The following is a 20559-nucleotide window of genomic DNA, read 5'->3' as shown; positions in this document are numbered from 1 at the left end:
GCATGAATCTTCACGAGTATCAGGGTAAGCAGCTGTTCGCTGAGTACGGCCTGCCAGTTTCCAAGGGTTTCGCAGTCGACACCCCTGAGCAAGCTGCAGAAGCCTGCGACAAGATCGGCGGGAACGAGTGGGTTGTAAAAGCCCAGGTTCACGCGGGTGGTCGCGGTAAAGCGGGCGGCGTAAAGCTGGTTCGCAGCAAGGAAGACGCCAAGGCGTTCGCTGCACAGTGGTTGGGCAAGAATCTGGTTACCTACCAGACCGATGCCAACGGTCAACCCGTCTCCAAGATTCTGGTCGAATCCTGCACTGACATCGCCAAAGAGCTGTACCTGGGCGCTGTAGTCGATCGTTCGAGCCGCCGTATCGTGTTCATGGCTTCCACCGAAGGTGGCGTGGACATCGAGAAAGTCGCTCACGAAACGCCTGAGAAAATCCTCAAGGCCACCATCGACCCACTGGTCGGCGCTCAGCCGTTCCAGGGTCGCGAGCTGGCTTTCCAGCTGGGCCTGGAAGGCAAGCAAGTTCAACAGTTTGCCAAGATCTTCGTTGGCCTGGCCAAGCTGTTCAAGGATCATGACCTGGCGCTGCTGGAAGTGAACCCGCTGGTGATCAAGGCCGATGGCGACCTGCACTGCCTCGATGCCAAGATCAACATCGACGCCAACGCCATGTACCGTCAGCCGAAGCTGAAAACCTTCCACGACCCGTCGCAGGACGACGCCCGTGAAGCCCACGCTGCCAAGTTCGAACTGAACTACGTTGCCCTTGAAGGCAACATCGGCTGCATGGTCAACGGTGCCGGCCTGGCCATGGGTACCATGGACATCGTCAACCTGCACGGCGGCAAGCCGGCCAACTTCCTCGACGTTGGCGGTGGTGCTACCAAAGAGCGCGTTACCGAAGCGTTCAAGATCATTCTGTCCGACAGCAATGTCGCGGCCGTTCTGGTCAACATCTTCGGCGGCATCGTTCGCTGCGACATGATTGCCGAAGGCATCATTGGTGCAGTGAAAGAAGTCGGCGTTAAAGTTCCGGTCGTCGTTCGCCTCGAAGGCAACAACGCCGAACTGGGCGCTAAAGTACTGGCAGAAAGCGGTTTGAACATCATTGCGGCAACCAGCCTGACCGACGCTGCTCAACAAGTTGTCAAAGCTGCGGAGGGCAAGTAATGAGCGTCCTGATCAATAAAGATACCAAAGTCATCTGCCAGGGCTTCACCGGCTCGCAGGGTACTTTCCACTCCGAACAGGCCATTGCCTACGGCACCAAGATGGTCGGCGGCGTAACCCCAGGCAAGGGTGGCACCACCCACCTGGGCCTGCCGGTGTTCAACACCGTCAAGGAAGCCGTGGAAGCTACCGGCGCTGACGCTTCGGTCATCTACGTACCGGCTCCGTTCTGCAAAGACTCGATCCTGGAAGCTGCCTTTGGCGGCATCAAGCTGATCGTCTGCATCACCGAAGGCATTCCTACCCTGGACATGCTGGATGCCAAGGTCAAGTGCGACGAGCTGGGCGTGACCCTGATCGGCCCTAACTGCCCAGGTGTCATCACCCCGGGCGAGTGCAAGATCGGCATCATGCCAGGCCACATCCACTTGCCAGGCAAGGTCGGTATCGTTTCGCGTTCCGGCACCCTGACCTACGAAGCTGTGAAGCAGACCACCGACGCCGGCTTCGGCCAGTCGACCTGCGTCGGCATCGGCGGTGACCCGATCCCGGGCTCCAACTTCATCGACATCCTGAAGCTGTTCCAGGAAGACCCGAAGACCGAAGCGATCGTGATGATCGGTGAGATCGGCGGTTCGGCTGAAGAAGAAGCTGCGGCCTACATCAAGGCCCACGTCACCAAGCCTGTCGTTTCCTACATCGCCGGTGTTACCGCACCTGCGGGCAAGCGCATGGGCCACGCTGGCGCCATCATCTCCGGTGGCAAGGGTACTGCGGACGAGAAGTTCGCCGCCCTGCAGGACGCGGGTGTGAAAACCGTGCGTTCGCTGGCTGACATCGGCAAGGCCCTGGCCGAGCTGACTGGCTGGGAAGCCAAGAAGTAATACTGCTACACCCCCCACGCGCACAGAGGCCACCTTCGGGTGGCCTTTGTCGTATGTGGGGTTCGTAGGAGCGGGTTTACCCGCGAAGAGGCCGGTGCTGGCGATAGAGATTCTTCGACAGGTTTAATAGGAATTTTCACACAGACGAATGTTTCAATCCGAGGATAATGCCTGCTGTCCTCGGTCGCGCAGACGACAAACATGTACGCACATCGGACAAGCAGCACTGTGCCAGTGCGTTTGACTGACAAAACAGTTACATTACGCGTTCACTCTGTGCCCGTACCCCAAAAGGGAACGACACGCTAAACGGGTCTGGCCTATCAAGCCGGGCAGCATTTCCCCTTACCCAAAGGGAAATCCCCTCTCGAATCCCGATTTCAGCAGTGTGGTACTACCTTAAATGAAAGTTCTCAAAGGCCAGGATATCCTGGCGCTTGGCTTTATGACGTTTGCGCTTTTCGTGGGTGCAGGCAATATCATCTTCCCGCCTATCGTCGGCCTGCAGTCTGGCCCGCATGTATGGATGGCTGCACTGGGCTTCCTGGTGACTGCCGTCGGCCTGCCGGTCATCACCGTGGTCGCCCTGGCCAAGGTCGGTGGCGGCATGGATGCCCTGAGCAGCCCGATCGGCAAGTTCTTCGGTGGCTTGCTGGCTGCTGTGTGCTACCTGTCGGTAGGCCCACTGTTCGCCACCCCGCGTACCGCGACCGTGTCGTTCGAAGTGGGCGTTGCACCGCTGACCGGTGAAAGCCCGCTGGCGCTGTTCATCTACAGCCTGGTGTACTTCATCGTCGTGCTGGCCGTGTCCATGTACCCTGGCAAGTTGCTCGACACCGTGGGCCGCTTCCTGGCACCGTTGAAGATCATTGCCCTGGCCGTACTGGGCATCGCTGCCTTCGCCTTGCCCGCCGGTACCATCGGTGACGCCCAGCCTGCCTATGCCGCCGCTGCGTTCTCCAAGGGCTTCTCCGATGGCTACCTGACCATGGATACCCTGGGTGCCCTGGTGTTCGGTATCGTCATTGTCAATGCCATTCGCTCGCGCGGTGTCGAGTCGCCGAGGCTGATTACCCGCTACGCCATCATCGCCGGCCTGATCGCCGGTGTCGGGCTGGCCCTGGTTTACATCAGCCTGTTCCGCCTGGGTGCCACCAGCCACGACATCGCGGCGGACGCCACCAACGGTGCGGCGGTGCTGCATGCCTACGTACAGCACACCTTCGGCTCCCTGGGCAGCGGCTTCCTGGCCGTGCTGATCGCGCTGGCCTGCCTGGTAACCGCGGTTGGCCTGACCTGTGCCTGCGCCGAGTACTTCAGCCAGATCCTGCCGCTGTCGTACCGCGCGCTGGTGGTGATCCTCGCCGGCTTCTCGCTGCTGATTTCCAACCTTGGCCTGACCAAGCTGATCATGTTCTCGATCCCGGTGCTCACCGCCATCTATCCGCCGTGCATCGTGGTGGTTGGCCTGAGCTTCGTGAAAGACCTGTGGAACTCGCCAACGCGCATCCTGGCACCGGTGATGCTGGTATCGCTGTTGTTCGGCATGGTCGATGCGATCAAGGGCAGCAGCCTTGCCCACGTGTTGCCAGACTTCATGGCGCACCTGCCATTGAGTGATGCCGGCATGGCCTGGCTGGTACCTTCGGTGGTGACCCTGGTGGGTGCCGTGGCCTGCGACCGCATGCTCGGCAAGCCGCGCGAGGCGCTGGCCTGACCGGACAAGTCGAAGCCTGAGGGCGGCACCGGCCACAAGCCGAAGGGTGCCCGCCAAGGGTGAAAACAAGAGAGCCCCGTCTCCGAAAGGATGCGGGGCTTTTTGCTGTTTGCCTGTTTCGGCCGCTTCGCAGCAGGTAATGCATTTTTCAGTGTGCAGGTGTGCCTTTTGCCGCTTGCCAGCGTCGAAATCCGGTCCCTATCCTTTAGGCACATGGCCCTTTCGGTAACCCTGCATGAACTTCATCCAAAGCAACCTCAACAACCTGCTGGCCATCGCCTGGTTCGCCCTGTGCTGGGGTGGCTATACCCGCTATGCGATCTGGAAGGGGCGCGACACCGCGTGCCTGGCCAGTGTGCTGCACTTGTACCGCGAAGACTGGATGCGCCGCATGCTGCTGCGCGACAACCGCATCGCTGATGCCAGCGTGATCGGTAACCTGGAGCGCAACGCTTCGTTCTTTGCCTCCAGCACCCTGATCATTCTGGCTGGCATCCTCACCGTGCTCGGTGCCTCCGACCGGGCACTGTCGTTGCTGGCCGACCTGCCGCTGGTTCAGCAAACATCCCAGGGCATGTCGGAGATCAAGCTGCTGTGCCTGGCCATGGTATTTGTCTATGCCTTCTTCACGTTCAGCTGGTGCATGCGCCAATACAACTTTGCCGCCGTGCTGGTGGGGTCGGCGCCGATGATCGGTGAACGGCTGGTCAATGAGCTGGAGCGCAAGGCGTTCGCCTCCCGCGCGGCGCGGGTGCTGTCACTGGCCGCCAACCAGTTCAACTTCGGCCTGCGCTCGTATTACTTCGGCATGGCCATGCTGACCTGGTTCATCAGCCCTTGGTTATTCATGGTGGTGAGTGTGGGCGTGGTATTGATCCTGTACCGCCGTGAGTTCCATTCCGATGTACTGGAAGTGATGGTCTTCACGCCCACTGAAAGCGCCCCCACGGACGCGGGCAAGGAAAGCGCCGCTGGCAACGCTTGACCCGATCAGGGGGGCGCCGCCGGGTTGTCTAGCGGCTGCCAACCTGCGCCTGCAGCCAGGCAACTGTCGCCGGCGAGGCCTGGCTGAGGGGAATCGAAGCCTGGTGCACGCTGCCATCCCAGCCTTCCATGGTGATCCACAATTCAGCGTTGGGTCGGGTCTTGGCCGGAACCGGGACGGAAGCGCCCATGCTGTAGGGTGAACCGAAGAAGATGCTCCCGGCCGCGCGCAGGCTGCGTGGCTTACCCACCCGCAGGTAGGTGGCCTTCACTTCGCCGATACAGTGGTTGCACAGCGCCGCACTGAAACTCTTGAAATACCCGGCCGGGCCTTCCTGGCGGGGCGCCGACGCACGGAATTCGGCCAGGCGCAGGCTCCATGGGCCCACTGCGACCACACCCGCCTCACGCTCACCCAGCCCGGCTTCACCTTTGAACAACGCCTGGTCGGCAAAATACCTGGGCATGAACCCCAAGGGGATGAGTATCAGCAGGATGTTCAGGTGAAAGCGCCATTTCAGCCACAGGCGGCGTGAGGCCGAAGGTGCGTCGGTGGTGGTGGCTCGGCTCATCGGGCGGTCTCCGGCAGGTGGGCGTCTTGCGCGGCGTTGGCCGTTGGTGCGCTGCGCGGCTTGCGTTTCAGTGCGGCTGCAGTGGCCTGTGCGGTGCGCTTGCTCCAGATCAACAGGCCGCTGAGCACCATCAAGGTCAGCATCAGGCCAAAAACGAACCAGATCATCTTGACCCACAGCCCGCCGAAGTCGCCTGTGTGCAACGGGCGCATGGATTCGGTGACGAACTCCAGCGACGTGCGATCATCCAGGGTGTGCGAGGTGGCGACCACGCCTGTGTACGGGTTGATGCTGGCGCTCTGGAACATCAGCGGGTACCAGCCGCGGCCACGGATGTTGAAGGTGTCATAGGCATTGCCGGGCAGGCGCACGAAGGATGCCTCGAAGCCGGGGATCTGCGCCTTCACCGTTTCGATGGCATGCTCCAGGCTGACCAGCCGGGGCGCTTCGCCAGCCTGCAGCAGCGGTACGTCCTCGCGGGCCACCACGGCGGGGACGTCGCGGCTTGAGATCGAGATGTGGTTGTCGGCCAGCAACGCCTGGATCAGGAACCAGGTGCCGGTGATCGCGATCACGGCAATGAACCAGATCGACCAGATACCGCTCAGGCGATGGAAGTCACCCCAGAAGATGCGCGCACCTTGGCGAAAGCGCAGGGTAGGTTTCAGAAAGCCTTTCCAGAAGCGCTTGTAGACGACCAGGCCGGTGACCAGCGAGGCAAGCATCGGCAAGCCCAGCAGCGAGACCAGGTACCACCCCCACGGGTAGCCGTTGCCGAAAGGTACCAGCCACCAGCCATGCAAGGCGCGAGTGAACTGGCGGAAGTCGAAGGAAGGGCTGATGCCCTGGATCTTGCCTGTATAGGGGTTCACGTAGAGGTTCTGGGTGGTGTTGTCCGGTTGCACCACCTGCACCTGCAGCGCGAAGTGCGACTCGTCCGGGCGCATGATGTATTGCACATCCAGATCGGGGCGGGCTTCACGCAGGGCCTTGAGCACCTGGTCGTAAGTCAGCAGTGGCGCATCATCGCTCGGCTTCGCCGCGCGTATCTCCGGTTTGGCCAGCCACACCAGTTCCTGGCTGACCACTGCCAGGGTGCCGGTGAAGCAGACGATCAGCACGAAGAACCAGATGGGCAGGGCCAGCCAGCTGTGAACCAGGAACCAGAGTTTCGAGCGTGACTTTTTGGACATAGGGGCCGGTGCCTTGTGGTTTGGGTGGCTTGCGCGTCGATCCCTCGCGGTATGAGGAAAATCCCGCCGGTACCCTTATGACGCGCGAGGGCAGGCAAACCGGAAAACCGTCTGTCATGGCGAACCCCAGGCCCCCGCTGAGCCTGCCTTTGCCGGTGGCCGTGACGGGTTAATTTTCCCGGTGTTCCATCCGTTTCGTAGGGATAGCCGAGTTGTTACTCGAAACCCATGTGCACGGATGAAACCCGATGAATGTTGAGAAGTCCCTGAAGCTCGCCCGCCGTTTCATTGAGCTGCCGGTGGAAAAGCGGCGGCTGTTTCTCGAAACCCTGGCCAGCGAGGGTATCGACTTTTCACAATTCCCGATCCCTGCGGACGTCGCCGTCGACGATCGCCATGCACTGTCCTATGCCCAGCAGCGCATGTGGTTTCTGTGGCAACTGGACCCACACGGTGCCGCCTACAACCTGCCCAGTGCGGTGGTGCTGAAAGGGGCACTGGACACCTCGGCGGTACAGCGCGCGTTCGAGCAGGTACTGCAGCGTCACCAGGCCCTGCGTACTGTGTTCCAGACCCAGGGTGACGAAGTGGTGCAAGTGGTGCAGCCAGCGGCCATCGTCATTGAAGAACACGACCTTCAGGCGCTGGCCGCCGAGGCCCGCGACGCCGCCGTCGCGCAGGCGGTGCGGGACGAAGCCGGTTTGCCCTTCGACCTCCAGCAGGGCCCGCTGTTTCGCGTACGCTTGTTGAAGCTGGCGGCACAGGAGCATGTGCTGCTGTTGACCCTGCACCATATCGTCGCCGACGGCTGGTCGATGAACGTGCTCATCCAGGAATTCGTCCACGGCTACGACGCCTTGGTTCGCGGGCAGGTGCCGGTGCTGCCTGAGTTGCCGATCCAGTACAGTGACTATGCGCTGTGGCAGCGGCGTTGGCTGGAGGCCGGGGAGCAGGCGCGACAGCTGGCTTACTGGCAGGCCAAGCTGGGCGACCAGCACCCGGTATTGCAGTTGCCTGCCGACTACCCGCGCCCGCTGCATGCCAGCCGCCAGGGCCAGCGCCTGCCCATCGCGGTGCCACAGGGCCTGAGCGAGCGCCTCGCGGGCCTGGCGCGTCAGCAAGGGGTCACCTTGTTCAGTGTGCTGTTGGCCGGTTTCAAGCTGCTTTTGCAACATTACAGTGGCCTGCAGGACATCCGTGTCGGGGTGCCGGTCGCCAACCGCAATCGCGAAGAAGTCGAGGGGCTGATTGGCGTATTCGTCAACACCCAGGTGTTGCGCACCGAGCTCGACCCGCAGATGTCCGTCGCCCAATTGCTGGCCGATATCCGCGAAACCACCCGCGCGGCCCAGAGCCACCAGGATTTGCCGTTCGAGCGTTTGGTCGAAGGCCTGCAAGTCGAGCGCAGCCTCAGCCACACGCCGTTGTTCCAGGTGTTGCACAACCATCAGGCGAACGTCGCCGACATCGGCGCCTTGCGCAGCGAATCAGGCCTTGAGCTGCACGTGCTGGAGCGCCACGAGCGCAGTGTCCAGTTCGAGCTCACCCTCGATACAGTGGAGCGCGATGGCCAGGTGCAGGCCGCCTTCACCTATGCCCGCGATTTGTTCACCACGGCCACCATCGAACGTATGGCGAGCCATTGGCTGAACCTGTTGCAGGCCATGGCCGCCGACCCGCTGGCGGCCATCGGCGATTTGCCGCTGCTGGGTGCCGGCGAGCGGCAGCGGCTGCTGCAGGCCAGCCAACCGGCCGCCAGCGAGTTCGCCGTCGACAACATACTTGCGCTGTTCGCCGCGCAGGTGGCGCAGCAGCCGCAGGCCCCGGCACTGGTGTTCGGCGACCGGCAACTGAGCTATGCCGAACTCGATGCCGATGCCAACCGGCTGGCACACCAACTGATCGAGTGGGGCGTCGGGCCTGAAGTACGGGTGGGTATTGCAGTCGAACGGTCGGTGGAGATGATCGTTGGCCTGCTGGCCATCCTCAAGGCCGGCGGTGCCTATGTGCCGTTCGACCCCGAATACCCGCAAGAGCGGCTTGCCTACATGCTCGACGACAGCGGTGTTCAACTGCTGCTGACCCAGCAGGCGCTGCTGCCCCGTCTACCGCAGGACACACAAGTGCGCTACCTGGTGCTCGACCAGGCAGCAGAGGAGCTGGCGCGCTTCAGTACGACGGCTCCGCCTGCACAGCTGAATGCCGATAACCTGGCCTATGTCATCTATACCTCGGGCTCTACCGGGCGTTCGAAGGGTGTCACCATCAGCCATGGCGCCCTGGCCAACTACGTGCAGGCGGCCTTGCAGCGCCTGGCGCTGGGCCGGGTCGCGAGCATGGCGGTGGTTTCCACGCTGGCGGCCGACCTTGGCCATACCACCCTGTTCGGCGCACTGTGCAGCGGCAGCTGCCTGCATGTGATTGCCCTGGACATCAGCCTGGACGCCGAGCGCTTCGCCGCCTACATGCACGCACACGCCGTGGACGTGCTGAAAATTGTCCCTTCCCACCTGCAGGCATTGCTCGATGGCCCGCACCCGGCCCGGGCACTGCCGCAGCGTGCGCTGGTGCTGGGCGGCGAGGCTTGCCCCGCCGGGCTGATGGCACAACTGGCGCAGCTGGCCCCGCACTGCACGCTGTTCAACCATTACGGCCCAACCGAAACCACCGTGGGCGCGCTCGCTGATGCGGTCGAGGCGCCACCGGCGACCGGGCGTGCGCCGCTTGGGCGGCCGTTGGCCAACATGCAGGCTTATGTGCTGGACGCTTCGCTGCAACCGCTGAGCACCGGTTGCCAGGGCGAACTGTATCTTGCCGGTGCAGGGGTGGCGCGAGGCTATCACCGCCGCGCGGCGATGACCGCTGAACGCTTCGTGCCCAACCCGTTCGGGGTCGCCGGTAGCCGCGTGTACCGTACCGGCGATCTGGCGCGGCAGTTGGCGAACGGCCAGGTCGATTACCTGGGGCGGGTCGACCATCAGGTGAAGATTCGCGGTTACCGCATCGAACTGGGTGAAATCACCGACACCCTCAAGCGCCAGCCCCGTGTGCACGACGCCGTGGCCGTTATCCACGGCACCGGCAGCGCGGCCCGTATCGTCGCCTACGTGGTGCCCGATAGCCAGGCCGACGCCCCGCAGGTGCTTGCCGACGTACAAGCGGCGCTGGTCAGGCAGTTGCCGGACTACATGCTGCCGAGCCGCTTCATGGCATTGCCCGGCATGCCACTGACACTCAACGGCAAGCTCGATTTACGTGCCTTGCCGGTGCCTGACGAAGGCCCGGCACAGGCCTACCGTGCCCCGCAGACCACCTTGCAGCAGCAGCTGGCGCTGATCTGGCAGGACGTGCTGAACGTCGCCCAGGTAGGGCTTGACGACAACTTCTTCGCCCTGGGTGGGCATTCCCTGCTGGCGACGCAGATCATCGCCCGGGTCCGGCGCATCCTGGGGCGTGACGTACCGTTGCGCAGCCTTTTCGAAAGCAACTCGCTACAGGGCTTTGTCGAACAGGTACTGGGCGCTGGCGCGCAGCACGTCGAGCCGATCGCAGCGGTGCCGCGTGACCAGCCCCTGGTCGCGTCGCACGCCCAGCAGCGGCAATGGCTGTTCTGGCAGATGCAGCCGCACAGCACCGCCTACCACACACCTATGGTCGTGCGCCTGCGTGGCGAACTGGATCGTGCCGCATTGACCCAGGCCTTCGCGATCCTCTGCGAACGCCATGAAGCCTTCCGCACGACGTTCGTCGAGCGCGATGGCGTGTTGCTGCAGCGCATTCAGCCTGCGGGTGAATTACCGCTAACCTGGGACCGACTGCCAGCAACGGCCGAGCTGGCACAGATACAGGCTCAGGTACTGGCCGAGACCCAGCGGCTGTTCGACCTGGGCACCGGCCCGTTGTGGCGCGCCAAGGTGCTGCAGTTGGGCGAGCAGGACCAGTTGCTGGTGGTCACCTTGCACCACATCATTTCCGATGGTGGTTCGATGAGCGTGATGGTGCGTGAGTTCGTTGCCCTGTACCAGGCCCTGCACCGGGGCGAGGCGCCGGCATTGGCCAAGCTGCCGATCCAGTACGCCGATTACGCCGCCTGGCACAAGCACTGGCTCGACCAGGGCGAGCTCCAGCGCCAGCTGGACTACTGGCGCGGGCAGCTGGGAAGCGAGCAGCCCATCCTGGAACTGCCAATCGACCACCCGCGCAGCGCGCTGAAAGACCACCGTCTGGGGCGCGTCGCGTTCGCCCTGGACAGCGAACTGGCGCAGCGCTTGCGGCAGTTGGCACGTGAGCATGAGCTGACCCTGTTCCAGCTGTTCCTCGGCGCTTTTGCCCTGTTGTTGCAACGCTACTGCGAACAACCCGATGTGCGCATCGGCATACCGGTGAGCAACCGCAGCCGGCAAGAGCTGGAAAACGTCCTGGGCTTTTTCGTCAATACCTTGGTCATGCGCGTCGAAGTCGACCCGGCCATGAGCGGCGCGGCGCTGCTCAGCCAGGTCAAGGCCACGGCGCTGGCCGGCCAGGCGCATCAGGACCTGCCGTTCGACCGCCTGGTCGAAGCCTTGAATCCGCAACGCTCGCTGGACCGCAACCCGCTGTTCCAGGTGATGTACAACCACCTCAGCATTGCCGGCCAGCAGGTGGGCAGCACCAGCCTGGCAGGTTTGCATGCCGAGGAAATGACCCTGCAGGGTGGCACCGCGCAATTCGACCTGACCCTGGAAACGCTGGAGACCGACGCGGCGATCAACGTGTCGTTCCTCTACGCTGCCGAGCTGTTCGAAGCCGCTACCCTGCAACGCATGGCTGAGCACTGGTGCAACTTGCTGCGCGGCCTGGCCGCCGACCCAGCCCAGGCTGTCGGCGAGCTGCCGTTGCTGGCGCCGCAGGAGCAGGCGGCCCTGTTGCAGGGCTGGCAACAGGCGGGGCTCGCGGCCGCGCCGGCGGCGGTTCACCAGCTGATTGCCGAGCAGGCCCGGCGCCAACCGCAAGCGGTAGCGCTGCTGATCGGCGACCAGCAACTGAGCTACGGCCAGCTTGAGGCCCGGGCCAACCAGCTGGCACACCGCCTGCGGGCGCTGGGTGTCGGCCCCGACGTGCTGGTGGGCATCGCCCTGGAGCGTTCGCTCGACATGGTTGTCGGTTTGCTGGGCATTCTCAAGGCCGGTGGCGCGTTCCTGCCGCTGGACCCCCAGTACCCGGCAGAGCGCCTGGCCTACATGATGCAGGACAGCGGCATCGACCTGTTGCTCAGTCACAGCCGGGTGCTGCCAGGCCTGGAAGTGCCGGCCGGCATGCGTACGCTGCTGCTCGACCAACGGGTTGAGCAGCCGGGCGCCGACCATGCGCCCACCGTGGCATTGAGCCCGCAAAACCTGGCCTACGTGATCTACACCTCGGGTTCTACCGGCCAGCCCAAAGGCGTGGCGGTCGCACACGGGCCGCTGGCCATGCACTGCCTGGCCACTGGCCAATGGTACGAAATGACCCCGGCGGACCGTGAGCTGCATTTCCTGTCGTTTGCCTTCGACGGTGCCCATGAACGCTGGCTGACTTCGCTGGTCATGGGTGGCAGCCTGCTGCTGCGCGACGATGAGCTGTGGAGCCCCGAGCGCACCTACGAGGAGATACGCCGGCATGGGGTGACCATGGCCGGATTCCCGCCGGCCTACCTTCAACAGCTGGCCGAGCATGCGGCGCATGCCGGTAACCCTCCACCGGTTCGTCTTTACAGCTTTGGCGGCGATGCCATGCCGCGGGCGACTTACGAGCGGGTGCAGCAAAGCCTGCAACCCCTGGTGATGATCAATGGGTATGGCCCCACCGAGACCGTGGTCACGCCGATGGTCTGGCGTACCCGCGCCGGGGATCATTGCGACAGCGCCTATGCACCGATCGGCCAGCCTGTCGGCGAGCGCAGTGCGTGTGTGCTGGACGCCGCCCTGTGCCTGCTGCCAGCAGGCGTGGCCGGGCAGCTGTACCTGGGCGGTGCCGGCCTGGCCCGCGGTTACCTGGGGCGCCCGGGGCTGACGGCCGAGCGCTTCGTGCCCGACCCGTTTGGCACCGAGGGTGCGCGCCTGTACCGCACCGGTGACCAGGTTCGCCTGCGCGCCGACGGGCAGTTCGATTACCTGGGGCGGATCGATAACCAGGTAAAAATCCGCGGCTTCCGTGTCGAACTGGGCGAAATCGAGGCGTGCCTACTGGCCTGCGCCGAGGTGCGCGAGGCCGTGGTGGTAGCCGTCGACGGCCCAAGCGGCAAGCAGCTGGCGGCTTACCTGGTGCTGGCCGATAGCATTGCCGCACACGGGCCGGCCGAGCAGCGCGAGCAGCGCGAGCAGCTGAAGGCGGCGCTGCGCCAGAGCCTGCCGGACTACATGCTGCCGACCCACTGGCTGGTGCTTGAGCAACTGCCGTTGCTGCCCAACGGCAAGCTCGACCGCAAAGCACTGCCGGCACCCGACTTCAGCGCCCTGCAGCAGGCCTACGTGGCGCCACGCAATGCCCTGGAGCAGCGTCTTGCCGCGTTGTGGCAGCGCGTGCTGAAGCTGCCGCAGGTGGGCGTGAGTGACAACTTCTTCGAGCTCGGGGGCGACTCGATCATCTCGATCCAGCTGGTCAGTCGGGCGCGTCAGGACGGCCTGCTGTTCAGTGCCCGTGATCTGTTCGAGCATCAGACCGTGGCCGCACTGGCCAGCGTTGCCCAGGTCGGCGCATGCGAGGTGCAAGCCGACCAGGGGCCGCTCAGTGGCGAGCAGGTGCTGCTACCGGTGCACCAGCTGTTCTTTGCCCAGGAGATTCCGGCACGTCACCACTGGAACCAGTCGATCCTGCTTGAACCACGGCAGCCTTTGAACGCTGCTGACCTGGACCAGGCCCTGCACGCCCTGGTCGAGCACCATGATGCCTTGCGCCTGAGCTTTGCGCCCGCCGATGACAGCTGGAAGGCGCGCTACCGCAGCCCTGCCCAGTGCGCCCAGGTGGCGCTGCTATGGCAGGCCGCGGTGGCCGACGAAGGTACGTTGCAAAGCTTGGTAGAGCAGGCGCAGCGCAGCCTTGACCTGGAGAACGGGCCATTGCTGCGTGCCTTGCTGGCAACGCTGGCGGACGGCAGCCAGCGCTTGCTGTTGGTCGTTCATCACCTGGTGGTGGATGGGGTGTCATGGCGCATTCTGCTGGAGGACCTGCAACAGGCCTACGCTGCCGTGCTTGCGGGTAACCAGCCGAACCTGCCCGCCAAGAGCCATTCCATGCAGGCATGGGCCAAGCGCTTGCAGGGGCATGCAGCGCACATGCAGGGCCAGCTTGGCTACTGGTGCGAGCAGTTGCAGGGGCGCGCCGCACTGCCACGTCGGCAGGTCAGCGACCTGGCCGCAGCCAATCAGCAGTGCCACGCCCACACGGTTTACAGCCGCCTGGACCGGGCATGGACCGAGCGGCTGCTGCGCGAGGCGCCGGCCGCCTACCGCACACGGGTCAACGACCTGCTGCTGGCAGCCTTGGTGCGGGTGATTGCCGGCTGGACCGGGCGCGACGAAGTGTCGGTGCTGCTGGAAGGTCATGGCCGTGAAGCGCTGTTCGACGACCTGGACCTCAGCCGCACGCTCGGCTGGTTCACCACGGTGTTCCCGCTGAAGCTGGCGGTGCCCAGCGAGCGTTCCCACACCTTGAAGCAGGTCAAGCAGCACCTGCACAGCATTCCCGACAACGGCATCGGTTTCGGGGTGCTGGGCCAATGGGGCAGCGCCGAGGCGCGCCAGCAACTGGGCCAGGCACCGCTGCCGGAAATCACCTTCAACTACCTGGGCCAGTTCGATGGCAGCTTCGATCAGGCCGAAGCGCTGTTCGTGCCAGCCAAGGAAGACAAGGGCGCCGATCACGACGCGCAGGCGCCGCTGGGCAACCTGTTGAGCCTCAATGGCCAGGTGTACGGCGGTGAGCTGAGCCTGGGCTGGACGTTCAGTCGCGAGCTGTTCGATAGCGCCACCCTTGAGCGCCTGGCCGCAGATTACACCCGCGAGTTGCAGGTGTTGATCGAGCACTGCTGCACACCGGGGGTGTGCGGTGTAACGCCGTCCGACTTCCCGCTGGCGCGCCTGTCGCAGACCCAGCTGGACCAACTGCCAGTGCCCGCGGCCGAGATCGCCGACCTCTATCCGCTGGCGCCGATGCAGCAGGGCATGCTGTTCCACGCCTTGTACGAGCAGCAGGCGGGGGATTACGTGAACCAGATGCGCGTCGATGTCGACGGCCTGGATGTCGAGCGTTTCCGCCGTGCCTGGGAGGCTGTACTGCAGCGCCACGATATCTTGCGCACGCAGTTCCACTGGGAACACGAGCAGGCCCTGCAGGTGGTACGCAAACACGTTGAACTGCCGTTCGTGGTGCACGACTGGCAGGTGCGCGAAGGCCTTGAGGCTGCCCTCGAGCAACTGGCGCTCGACCAGCGCCAGCAGGGCTTCGACCTCAGCCAGGCGCCGTTGCTGCGCCTGGCGCTGGTGCGCACCGGTCCGGCTCGACAGCACTTGCTCTATACCAGCCATCACATCCTCATGGATGGCTGGAGCAACTCCCAGCTGTTGGGCGAAGTGCTGCACCAGTACGCCCTGCTGGGCGACGGGCAGCCCTCGGCATTGCCACCGGTCACCAGCCGCTACAGCGATTACATCGGCTGGCTGGGCCGGCAGGACGCCGCTGCCGGTGAAGCGTTCTGGAAAGACTGTCTGCGCGACCTGCAAGGGCCCACCCGCCTGGCGCAGGCCATTGCCTACGAGGCCCAGGCCGAAGCCGAGCAGGGCTACGCCGAGCATGTGCAGGTGATCGATGCCGCCACCACCGGGCAACTGGTGGCACTGGCGCGCCAACACAAGGTCACCCTCAACACCTTGCTGCAGGGTGCCTGGCTGTTGCTGCTGCAACGCTATACCGGGCAGGACAGCGTCACGTTCGGGGCCACGGTTGCCGGGCGCCCGGCGGCGCTCAAGGGCATCGAGCAGCAAGTGGGCCTGTTCATCAACACCTTGCCAGTCACTGCCAGCCCGGCCCCGCAGCTGCCGTTCGCGCAATTCCTGCAGCAGCTGCAGGCGCAGAACGTGGCCATGCGCGAGTTCGAACACACCCCGCTGTTCGACATCCAGCGCTGGAGCGGGCAGGGCGGCGAGGCCCTGTTCGACAACATCCTGGTCTTCGAGAACTACCCGGTTTCTGAAGCGCTGCAGCAGGGTGCCCCGGCAGGCTTGAGCTTCGGCGAGGTCTACAGCCGCGAACAGACGCATTACCCGCTGACCTTGTCGATCAGCCAAGGGCAGACCTTACAGTTGCACTACAGCCATGCGCTGGAGCATCTGCAGCGCCCGGCGCTGGCTGCGCTGGCCGACAACTTCCAGCATGTGCTGCAGCAGTGCCTGAGCTTGCCGCTGGACAGCTGCCTGGGCGCGTTCTGCCTGGTAGCCCCTGCCACCCGCGAAGGGCTGTTGCAGCACGTCAACCAGACGGCTGCCGATTACCCGCTGCAGCACAGTTATGCCGAGCTGTTCGAAGCGCAGGTGGCCCGTACCCCGCAGGCGGTCGTTGCGCGCTGCGGCGACCGGCAGTACAGCTACAGCGAGCTCAACCGCCGTGCCAACCGTGTGGCCCATGGGCTGATTGCGCTGGGGGTCGGGCCTGACCAGCCAGTGGCATTGCTGGCGCAGCGCAGCCTTGAGCTGCTGGGCATGATGGTGGGCACCTTCAAGGCCGCCGCCGGCTACCTGCCACTGGACCCTGGCCTGCCACAACAACGCCTGAGCCATATCGTCGCCTTGAGCCGCACCCCGGTGTTGCTCTGCACCGAGGCTTGCCAGGCGCAGGCCGAGGCCTTGCTGGACGCACTGGACGAAGCACGGCGGCCGCAGCTGCTGGTGCTGGAAACCCTCGACCGGCCTGGCAGCGCCGAGCACGATCCGCAGCGCTACAGTGGCCCGCAGCACCTGGCGTACGTGATCTACACCTCGGGTTCGACCGGGCAGCCCAAAGGGGTGATGGTCGAGCAGGCGGGCATGCTCAACAACCAGCTGAGCAAGGTGCCTTACCTGGGCCTGGGGCCGGACGACGTGATCGCCCAGACCGCGTCGCAGAGCTTCGACATCTCCGTGTGGCAGTTCCTTGCAGCGCCACTGTTTGGCGGCTGTGTGCAGATTGTGCCAAACGAACTGGCCCATGATCCCGAAGCCTTGCTGCAGCAGGTGCGCGAGCAGCGCATCAGTGTGCTCGAGAGTGTGCCGTCGTTGATCCAGGGTATGTTCCAGGCCCCGGCCATTGCCGTGCCGTCGCTGCGCTGGATGCTGCCCACTGGCGAAGCGCTGGCGCCGGAGCTCGCTCGTCAATGGTTGCAGCGCTATCCCGATGTCGGGCTGGTCAATGCCTATGGGCCGGCCGAATGTTCCGATGACGTGGCGTTCTTCCGCGTCGACCTGGCGAGCACGCAAGGCGTGTACCTGCCCATTGGCAGCCCCACCGACAACAACCGCCTGTATGTGCTGGACGCCGCGCTGGAGCTGGCGCCGCTGGGCGTCACCGGAGAGCTGTGCGTGGCAGGAACCGGCGTGGGCCGTGGCTATGTCGGCGACCCACTGCGTACTGCCCAGGCCTTTGTTCCGCACCCTTGCGGGGCGCCCGGCGAGCGCCTGTACCGCACTGGCGACCTGGCCCGGCGCCGTGCCGACGGCGTGCTGGAGTACGTCGGCCGGGTCGATCACCAGGTCAAGATCCGCGGTTTCCGTATCGAGCTGGGCGAAATCGAAGCCGCGTTGCTCGACAGCGATCAGGTACGCGAGGCGGTGGTGATGGCCCAGCCCGGCGCCAACGGGCCGCAGTTGGTGGCCTATTGCGTGGCGGATGACGCTGTGGTTGCCGACGCGCTCAAGCAACAGCTCAAAGCCAGCCTGAAAGCCCGTCTGCCCGACTACATGGTACCCGTGCACTGGGTGCTGATGGCGCGCCTGCCGTTGACGCCGAACGGCAAGGTAGACCGCAAGGCGCTGCCGCTGCCGGACATGAGTCAGGCACGCCAGGCCTATGTTGCCCCGCGCAGTGAACTGGAGCAGCAGCTGGCCGCGATCTGGCAGGACGTGCTCAAGCTTGAGCAGGTGGGGATGGACGACAACTTCTTCGAACTGGGTGGCGATTCGATCGTTTCCATCCAGGTGGTCGGGCGCGCCCGCCAGGCCGGCATCGCCTTCAGCCCCAAAGATGTTTTCGAGCAGCAAACGGTGCAGGGCCTGGCGCGTGTCGCTCGGCGGGGTGCCGCTCAGCAGCAGATCGACCAGGGCCCGGTCAGCGGTGAGCTGCACCTGCTGCCGGCCCAGGCCGAATTCTTCGCGCTGGCTATTCCCGAGCGCCATCACTGGAACCAGTCGGTGCTGCTGGACGCCCTGCAGCCGCTGGATGCCGACCGGCTGGAACACGCCCTGCACCAGTTGGTGGTACACCATGACGGCTTGCGCCTGAAGTTCGACGAAAGCGAACAGGGCTGGCGCGCCAGCTTCGGCGAAGCGCACGTGCGCCACGCGCTGTTGTGGCAGCGTGACTGTGCCGATGCGCAGGCGCTGGAGGCACTGTGCGATCAGGCCCAGGCCAGCCTGTGCCTGGGCAGCGGCGACCTGGTGCGTGCGGTGCTGGTAACGCAACCGGGCGAGTGCCAGCGCTTGCTGCTGGTGATCCATCACCTGTTGGTCGACGGGGTGTCCTGGCGAATTCTGCTGGAAGACTTGCAGCGTGCTTATCGTCAATGCGTGGCGGGCCAAGCGGTGGTGCTGCCGGCCAAGACCAGTTCGCTCAGGGACTGGGCCGGGCAGTTGCAAGCCTATGCTGGCAGCGCAGGGCTTGGCAGCGAGCTGGCGTACTGGCAGGCGCAGTTGCAGCACGACCACGCCGAGCTGCCCTGCGACCACCCGGGCGCCGGGCAACAACGCCGACGTGCGCGCACGGTCAGCACGCAACTTGACCGCGAAGTGACCCGGCAGCTTCTGCAAGAGGCTCCGGCCACCTATCGTACTCAGGTCAACGACTTGCTGCTGACTGCGCTGGCGCGCGTGGTGGGTCGCTGGAGCGGCCAGGCCGCGACGCTGATTCAGTTGGAAGGGCATGGCCGCGAAGAACTGTCCGCCGACCTTGACCTCAGCCGAACCGTCGGCTGGTTCACCAGCCTGTACCCGGTGTGCCTGCGCGTCGAGGGCGAGCTGGGCGCGTCGATCAAGCAGGTCAAGGAGCAGTTGCGCGCCATCCCCAACAAAGGCCTGGGTTACGGTGTGCTGCGTTACCTTGGCAGTGACGAGCAGCGTCAGGCCCTGCAAGGCCTGGCAACACCACGCATCACCTTCAACTACCTGGGGCAGTTCGACGCCAGCTTCGATGGCGCCGGTGATGCCTTGCTGCAACCTTCACGGCTGGGCGTCGGCGCCGAGCAGAGCGCTGACGCGCCGCTGGAAAACTGGCTCAGCCTCAATGGCCAGGTCTATGGCGGTGAGCTGCGCATGGGCTGGACGTTCAGCCTCGACCTGTTTGACGAACAGACCGTGCAACGCCTGGCGGACGATTACGGGCGCGAGCTGCGCAGCCTGGTCGAGCATTGCCTGCAGGCCAACGAGGCCGGTGAACAGGGCATGACACCTTCGGACTTCCCGCTGGCGGGCCTCAGCCAGGCCCAGCTCGATGCGTTGCCGGTACCGGCGGCGCAAGTCGAAGACATCTACGCGCTGTCGCCGATGCAGCAAGGCATGCTGTTCCACTCGCTGTACGAGCAGGGCAGCGGTGACTACATCAACCAGATGCGTGCCGATGTGCAGGGGCTGGATGCCGAACGGCTGCGGGCCGCCTGGCAGGCAGTCTACGACCGCCACGAGGTGCTGCGCGCCAGTGTGCTGTGGCAGGGCCAGCAGCAACCGTTGCAGGTGATCCACAAGCACCTGGCCGTGGCGCTGGTGTACCAGGATTGGCGCGAGCGGCGGGAGCTGCCCACCGCGCTCGACCAGTTGGCCAACGCCGAACGCCTGCGCGGGTTCGACCTGGGCAAGGCGCCGCTGCAGCGCATCCAGGTCATCCGCATTGGCGACGATCGCTACCACCTGATCGATACCAACCACCACATCCTCATGGACGGTTGGAGCTATTCGCAGCTGCTGGGGGAGGTACTCGAACAATACGGCGCCCAGGCCCGCGGCGAGCCTCGCCCAGCGGCGCCGGCAGGGCGCTACCGCGATTACATCGGCTGGTTGCAGCGCCAGGATGCGCAGGCCAGCGAGCAGTTCTGGAAAGCCCGCCTGGCAGACCTGGAACAGCCCACACTGCTTAGCCGCAGCCTGGCGACCGGCGAGCCATTGGCCGAAGCCGGCATGGCCGGGCAGGGGCAGGTTGTCCTGCTGCGTGATCGCCAGCAAACCCGCCAGCTCAGCGATTTTGCCCGGCAGCACAAGGTCACGCTCAACACCTTGATGCAAGGGGCCTGGTTGTTGCTGTTGCAGCGTTATACCGGGCAGGCGGCGGTCGCATTCGGTGTCACCGTAGCAGGCCGTCCTGCCGAGCTGCGCGGCGTCGAAGCGCACATCGGGCTGTTCATCAACACCTTGCCGGTGGTTGCCAGCCCGCGCCCGGAACAACCCGTGGTGCAATGGCTGCAAGCGTTGCAAAGCCTCAACCTGCAATTGCGTGAACACGAACACACGCCATTGTTCGAGATCCAGCGCTGGGCCGGTCACGGCGGCGAGGGGCTGTTCGACAGCATCATGGTGTTCGAGAACTACCCGGTCTCGGAGATCCTCCAGCAAACGGCACCCGAGGGGCTGCGTTTCGATGCGGTGCACAACCATGAGCAGGCCAACTACCCATTGACCCTGGCGGTCAACCAGGGCGAGACGCTGTCGGTGACCTTCGGTTACGACCGTGGCTGCTTCGCTGCCGTGCAGGTCGAGCAACTGGCTGGGCACCTGCGACAGTTGCTGGAGCAGATTGTCGAGGCCTCGGCGCACCAGGCGCTGGGCAGCCTGACGCTGCTCGATGCGCAAC

The 20559-nt window shown here is 64.6% G+C and carries 7 protein-coding genes; 5 read left to right on the top strand and 2 right to left on the bottom strand.

The features are described 5' to 3' along the window. Positions 1-2: 2 nt before the first annotated feature. From sucC to ACK59Z_RS22895, 4 genes are all read left to right on the top strand, one after another. On the top strand, positions 3-1169 hold the full coding sequence (gene sucC / locus ACK59Z_RS22910) for an ADP-forming succinate--CoA ligase subunit beta (RefSeq protein WP_003254205.1): 1167 nt from the start codon (positions 3-5) through the stop codon (positions 1167-1169). Next, positions 1169-2053: a succinate--CoA ligase subunit alpha gene (gene sucD, locus ACK59Z_RS22905; protein WP_003254203.1), complete on the top strand. Its 885-nt coding sequence runs from the start codon at positions 1169-1171 to the stop codon at positions 2051-2053. The genes sucC and sucD overlap by 1 nt, the downstream gene beginning before the upstream one ends. A gap of 403 nt (positions 2054-2456) precedes the next feature. Further along, complete coding sequence (gene brnQ / locus ACK59Z_RS22900) at positions 2457-3770, top strand: branched-chain amino acid transport system II carrier protein (RefSeq protein ID WP_003254201.1); 1314 nt, start codon at positions 2457-2459, stop codon at positions 3768-3770. A gap of 235 nt (positions 3771-4005) precedes the next feature. Then, entirely contained in the window at positions 4006-4755 is a 750-nt protein-coding gene (locus ACK59Z_RS22895) for a DUF599 domain-containing protein (RefSeq protein ID WP_003254200.1), read from the top strand. A 28-nt stretch (positions 4756-4783) separates the two neighbouring features. Here the strand turns inward: ACK59Z_RS22895 and ACK59Z_RS22890 are convergent, their stop codons facing one another. Continuing rightward, positions 4784-5326: a hypothetical protein gene (locus tag ACK59Z_RS22890; protein WP_004573639.1), complete on the bottom strand. Its 543-nt coding sequence runs from the start codon at positions 5324-5326 to the stop codon at positions 4784-4786. Next, positions 5323-6519, bottom strand: a complete 1197-nt coding sequence (locus ACK59Z_RS22885; RefSeq protein WP_409293698.1) for a PepSY-associated TM helix domain-containing protein — start codon at positions 6517-6519, stop codon at positions 5323-5325. The genes ACK59Z_RS22890 and ACK59Z_RS22885 overlap by 4 nt, the downstream gene beginning before the upstream one ends. A 248-nt stretch (positions 6520-6767) precedes the next feature. On the opposite strand from ACK59Z_RS22885, the gene ACK59Z_RS22880 reads away from it, so the two are divergent. After that, a partial coding sequence (locus tag ACK59Z_RS22880) for a non-ribosomal peptide synthase/polyketide synthase (protein WP_409293696.1) occupies positions 6768-20559 on the top strand: 13792 nt, incomplete at its 3' end.

Origin of the sequence: Pseudomonas sp. KCJK9058, assembly GCF_046230975.1 — a bacterium.
Lineage (GTDB): Bacteria > Pseudomonadota > Gammaproteobacteria > Pseudomonadales > Pseudomonadaceae > Aquipseudomonas > Aquipseudomonas alloputida.
This window is presented reverse-complemented; position numbering and strand designations above follow the sequence as displayed.

Excerpts from the sequence above, each read along its gene's own strand:
- ACK59Z_RS22890 (WP_004573639.1), bottom strand. The coding sequence starts at position 5,326 with ATGAGCCGAGCCACCACCACCGACGCACCTTCGGCCTCACGCCGCCTG.
- sucC (WP_003254205.1), top strand. The coding sequence starts at position 3 with ATGAATCTTCACGAGTATCAGGGTAAGCAGCTGTTCGCTGAGTACGGC.
- ACK59Z_RS22885 (WP_409293698.1), bottom strand. The coding sequence starts at position 6,519 with ATGTCCAAAAAGTCACGCTCGAAACTCTGGTTCCTGGTTCACAGCTGG.
- brnQ (WP_003254201.1), top strand. The coding sequence starts at position 2,457 with ATGAAAGTTCTCAAAGGCCAGGATATCCTGGCGCTTGGCTTTATGACG.
- ACK59Z_RS22895 (WP_003254200.1), top strand. The coding sequence starts at position 4,006 with ATGAACTTCATCCAAAGCAACCTCAACAACCTGCTGGCCATCGCCTGG.
- sucD (WP_003254203.1), top strand. The coding sequence starts at position 1,169 with ATGAGCGTCCTGATCAATAAAGATACCAAAGTCATCTGCCAGGGCTTC.